Below are 5,150 nucleotides of genomic sequence, written 5' to 3'. Positions count from 1 at the left end.
CGTACCGAAGAGGTACAGGATCAGGTCCTGGTCGAGCGTGATGCGGCCGAAGTCCATGGCGACCGTCGTGGTCGTCTTGTCCCCCGTGTGAGTGAGGTCGTCGATGCCCGCCGAAGCGGACGTCATGACGGCCTCGGTGCGCAGCGGGTTGATCTCGGAGACGGCGCCCACGAACGTCGTCTTGCCGACGCCGAAACCACCTGCCACCACGATCTTCGCCGATGTGGTGGAACGGCTTGGAGCAGCCGGCCCTCCGCTAGAGCTTGCGAAGTCCACTGAGCACCCTTTCGAGCAATGTCACGTCTGGCTGGCCGCCGGCGCTCTCGTCGCCGCCGGGCTGATGGATGGCGACCAGTCCCGCCTCCGCGAGGTCGGCGACGAGGATCCTGGCCACACCGAGGGGGATCGTCAGGAGGGCCGAGATCTCGGCCACCGACTTGATCTCTCGGCACAGATTGCAGATCCGCTGGTGCTCGGGCAGCTGGCCCTGGAGCTGGTGCGGCTGCGCTGTGGTGTGCACCAGCGCCTCGATGGCGAGCTGGTAGCGCGGCCTGGTGCGGCCGCCCGTCATGGCGTACGGGCGCACCAGCGGGTTGTTCTTCGCGGCGGGTGCGGGATTCGCGTCGGGACGCGGCTGCGGCTGCACGGGCTGGATGCGGGGCGCGGGCGGCTGGTCGTAGGGACCGGGCTGCCGGGTCGGTCGGGCGTGGTTCGCCGACGACGGGGAAGACGGGAAGTTGTACCGGTTCTGCGACCCGTCGTCGCCCATGCCTGCCTGGCCCCGCCCCTGGCCGTGGCCGTAGGGCGGCCAATGAGCCGACGAACCGCTCGGGGGTGTTGCTGAACCAGACACGAACTTCCTCCTCCGACTGCGCTGGGCACCATCACTGTGGAGCCGCGTCCCGAAACCTTACGGCCCCGGGACGCGAATACGCACTGCCTGTCTGTTAGTTGAGAAGGCTTCCCTGAAGCTCCGCCCGCAGGTCCGGCGTGAGAACCGAACCCGCTCGGTCGACAAGAAGGGCCATCTCGTACCCAACGAGGCCAATGTCCGCCTCGGGGTGTGCAAGGACGGCGAGAGAAGAGCCGTCCGAGATGGACATGATGAAGAGGAATCCTCGCTCCATCTCCACAACAGTCTGGTTCACCGGGCCGCCTTCGAAGATGCGGGAGGCGCCCGCGGTCAACGAGGTCAGACCCGAGGCGACGGCCGCCAGCTGGTCGGCGCGGTCGCGGGGGAACCCTTCGGACATCGCCAGAAGGAGTCCGTCGGCGGAGACCACCACCGTGTGGGACACCCCTGGGGTGTTGTCCACGAAGTTGGTGATCAACCAGTTCAGGTTCTGTGCCGCCTGGCTCATCGGGCTCACACTAACGCTCCTGGTTGTAGGTGCTGTCAGGGCCGAAGCCCTGGCCGTTCGTATCACTGCTGCCCTCGCTGCGTCCCCGCTGTACGCCGCGACGCAGGTTGCTGAGCCTGCCCCTGACGTCCTCGGGGGCGCGGGAGACCTGGGGTCCGCCCTGCGGCGTCGACTCCGCCGTGCCCTCGACCAGGTTGGCCCTGGGCACCCGGCGCGGCAGCCCGGACGCGGTGACCCCGCCCGCCTTCGGCTTCCTGAGCTGCTCGGCGCGCTCCCACCGGGCGTCGTTGGCCGAACGCCAGGTGGTGTCCTCGTCGGAGCGGGTCTCGGGGGCCTGCGGGGAGGCCGGGGCGGGCTCCTGCGGGGCCCCGCCGCCGCGCCGCGGCAGACCGGCGTCGGTCAGCGCGTTGGGGGCGGAGGGGGCCGGCCCTGTCGGATCCGCCGAAGGGACCGCACCGTGTCCGTCGAAGCCTACGCGTTCCCGGTCCCCCGCGGCAGTGCCCGGAGCGGATTCCGCTTCGGGACCGAACGGGCCCTGGAAATCGCCCTGGTAGGGCTCACGGCCCTGCCAGTCGGCCTGCGGCGCGGACGGCTCGAAGGGGTTGTACGGCTCCTGCCGGGCCTCCGCATAGCCGTCCTGCGGGGCGAACCCGGAGGCGGCGAAGCCGTCGGGCCGACCGTTGTCGTGGCGGGGCTGCACGGGGACGAAGCCGTCGAAACCGCCCTGCTGCCGGTCGTCGAAACCACCCTGCTGCGGGCCGTCGTAGCCGGACTGGCGCTCGTCGTAGACGCCCTGCTGCGGCTCGTCGTACGCGAGCTGCCGCCCGTCGTCGTACGGGGCCTGTCGGGTGTCGTACGCGTTCTGCTCGGGGAAGGGCGGACGGTCCTGCTGCGGCTGCTGTGGCTGGAACTCGTCACGGAAGAGCGGGCGCTCCTGCGGGGCCCGGTCGGGCTCCTGCTGCTGCGCCTCCAGGGCCGCACGGCGCTCCTCGCGCAGGAGGGAACGGCCGACCGGGTCCAATTCGCGGGCATCGTCCGGAACTTGGTACCGGCTGTCGTCGAAGCCGAGCTCGGCGGCCGTGCGCAGCGGGGAGTGCTCGAACGCGGCCTGCTTCGGGATCATCGTCGAGACGGTGAACTCGGACTCCTCGATGCGGTCGCCGCCACCGTGCGTGATCACCTCGGGGAGCATGACCAGCGACGTCGTGCCCGCCTGCTCGCCCGAGGGGCGCAGCTGGACGCGGATGCCGTGCCGGTCGGACAGGCGGCCGACCACGAACAGGCCCATGCGCTGGGAGATCGCGGCGTCCACGGTCGGCGGGTTGGCCAGCTTGTGGTTGATGTCCGCGAAGTCCTCGGCGGTGAGGCCGATGCCCTTGTCGTGGATCTCGATCATGACGCGGCCGTCGGGGAGACGGGTCGCGGTGACCCGGACCTTGGTCTGCGGGGAGGAGAACGTCGTCGCGTTCTCCAGGAGCTCGGCGAGCAGGTGCACGAGGTCGGTGACCGCGCGGCCGTGGATCTCGGCCTCGGGGACGCCGGCCAGTTCGATGCGCTCGTACTGCTCCACCTCGGAGGTCGCGGCGCGCAGCACGTCGACCAGCGGGACCGGCTGGTCCCAGCGGCGGCCGGGCTCCTCGCCCGCGAGGACCAGGAGGTTCTCGCCGTTGCGGCGCATACGGGTCGCGAGGTGGTCCAGGCGGAAGAGGTTCTCCAGCTGGTCCGGGTCGGCCTCGTTGTTCTCCAGGTCGGTGATGAGGGTCAGCTGGCCCTCGATCAGCGACTGGTTGCGGCGCGACAGGTTGGTGAAGATCGCGTTGATGTTGCCCCGGAGCAGCGCCTGCTCGGCGGCGAGCCGGACGGCCTCGCGGTGCACCTGGTCGAAGGCGCGGGCGACCTCGCCGATCTCGTCGGTGGTGGTGATCGGGATGGGCTGTACGCGGGTGTCCACCCGGCCCGGCTCGGCGCGCGAGAGCTGGTCGACCAGCATCGGCAGGCGCTGCTCGGCCACGTCGAAGGCGGCGGAGCGCAGCCGGCGCATGGAGCGGGACATCTGCCGGGCCATCTGGCCGGCGAGCAGGAACGCGGCGAGCAGCGCGACCAGCACGGCGGCACCGGTGATGATCGCCTGACGCTTGGCGTCGGCGGCGATTCCGGAGGCCTCGTTCACGGCCTTGGTCGCGAGGTCCGACTCGATCGTGCGATAGGCGTCGAACTTCGCGGTGTTGACCGCCCACCAGTTCTGCGGGGTCACGCCCTTCTGGGCGAGCGCGAGCCGGCTGCTCGGCTGGGTGTTCGGCAGCGCCACCACGGCCGCGACCATCTTGGTGGTCTCCGGCGGCGGGGTGTACGAGGGGTTCTTGGCCTTGGCCGCGGCGGCCTGCTTGGCGCCGTCGGTCTTCAGCTTCTTGACCGTGTCCTCAAGCTTCTTCAGGTCCTCGGGCGTGCCACCGCCCTTGTACTCCTCGATGGCGATGTTCTCGAGGTAGGCGTAGCTGCCGAGCGCGGTGCGCTGCCGGTTGAGGCTGGTGGCGCTCGTGCCCGGCTTCACCAGGAGGTGCATGCCGATGGACCGCTCCAGCGACAGCGCGGCCTTGGAGAGGGAGATCGCGTAGACGGTGCGGCCGTAGCTGGTGATGTTGCCGGTGCCCAGGCCCAGCTCGTTGGCGAACTCCATCAGCGGGTGCTGGATGGCGACGTAGCCCTCTTCGGTCTGTACGCCGGGGAGCTTGGACGTGTAGGCGGCGGCGCGCAGCTTCTTGAGGCCGGGCTCGACCTCCGTGAACTGCGCCATGCGCCGCTCGAGGCCTTCCTTCTGCGGCATGTTCTCGGCCGCGGCGTGGAACTTCTCGGCGGCGGCGTCCGTGGCCGCGCGGGCCTTGGCGACCTTGGGGTCGTCCGGCTTGCCCTGGAGCAGGGGAGCGGCGGTGACGTCGCGCTCCTCGATGAGGCGGTTGCCGTACGTCAGCGAGGCCTGCACGAGACGTGCGGTGCTCTCGGCGTCCTCGGCCTCCTGCCAGGTGTCGATCGAGTTGGCCACCTGGAACCCACCCATGACCAGACCGACGACCACGGGTATGAGAAGGATGGCGTTCAGCTTGGCAGGTACACGCCAGTTACGGGGTGACATCCGGCCACCCGACGGCGCCGGCGCCGCGGCTTCGGCCGCCGGTGCGGTCCGCGCCGCATCGCGCGGGGGCGGGGTGAAGTTGCCCCGCGCCGAGACCGGCTCGGGACTGTTCTTGCTTCGCCTCACTCGACCAACAACCTCTCGGCGTCGGCACCTACGTTGTGCCGCTGTGTGTCCTCAGGCCCGTTGCTACTGGGCAGTTCAGCGCATTCCAGCACGTCAAGAGGCGCACCTCCAAACAGTCGGAAGCGGAAGCTCCGCGTGACACACGCCCCAGATAAAACGGTCATAAAGAGCGAGCCCCGCCAAAAGGCGGGGCTCTTGTGAGCGCAGCGGAACCGGGTGTGCGCGACGTGTGTCGGTGCCCTGGGAATTCTCTTTCGAAACGTTATGAACACCACGGCCCGGCGTGTCAAAGGCCACAGAGGGCTCCACAGGGGCTACGACAACTGCCGTACGGATCTGGCCACTTGGTGACCGAGATCCGACGCTTCTCGACCGGGGTCGATTACTTCAGGCGGGCCATGAGGGCGTGCTCCACCAGCGTGATCAGGCCGCTCTTCGCATCGGCGCGGTGCCGGGCATCGGTGGTGATGATCGGGGTGTCCGGGCCGATCTGCAGGGCCTCGCGCACCTCTTCGGGAGCGTACGGCTGGTGC

At 69.7% G+C, this 5,150-nt stretch carries 4 protein-coding genes and 1 pseudogene; all 5 read right to left on the bottom strand.

Annotated features, from left to right (window positions below):
* A partial coding sequence (locus ACY34M_RS41780; RefSeq protein WP_462723955.1) for an ATP/GTP-binding protein occupies positions 1 to 276 on the bottom strand: 276 nt, incomplete at its 3' end.
* A complete protein-coding gene (locus tag ACY34M_RS41775) occupies positions 257 to 853 on the bottom strand; it encodes a DUF742 domain-containing protein (protein WP_462723956.1) in 597 nt (198 codons plus the stop codon). The genes ACY34M_RS41775 and ACY34M_RS41780, both read right to left, overlap by 20 nt.
* Positions 854 to 947: 94 nt before the next feature.
* Positions 948 to 1,361, bottom strand: a complete 414-nt coding sequence (locus ACY34M_RS41770) for a roadblock/LC7 domain-containing protein (protein ID WP_240140277.1) — start codon at positions 1,359 to 1,361, stop codon at positions 948 to 950.
* A 10-nt stretch (positions 1,362 to 1,371) separates the two neighbouring features.
* Positions 1,372 to 4,617 carry a nitrate- and nitrite sensing domain-containing protein gene (locus tag ACY34M_RS41765; protein ID WP_462723957.1) on the bottom strand — a complete coding sequence of 1,082 codons (3,246 nt, stop codon included), beginning with the start codon at positions 4,615 to 4,617 and terminating at the stop codon, positions 1,372 to 1,374.
* Between the two features lie 382 nt (positions 4,618 to 4,999).
* Positions 5,000 to 5,150 (bottom strand): annotated as a pseudogene (locus ACY34M_RS41760) (ATP-binding protein); the annotation flags it as partial.

The sequence above is a fragment of the Streptomyces sp. EDA2-14 genome (genome assembly GCF_054963755.1).
Note: the sequence above shows the minus strand (reverse complement) of the source record. Positions and strands in the feature narration are given on the sequence as shown.

What these genes read in the sequence shown, in the direction of transcription:
- ACY34M_RS41770 (WP_240140277.1), bottom strand. Translation starts at nt 1,361, where the DNA reads ATGAGCCAGGCGGCACAGAACCTGAACTGGTTGATCACCAACTTCGTG.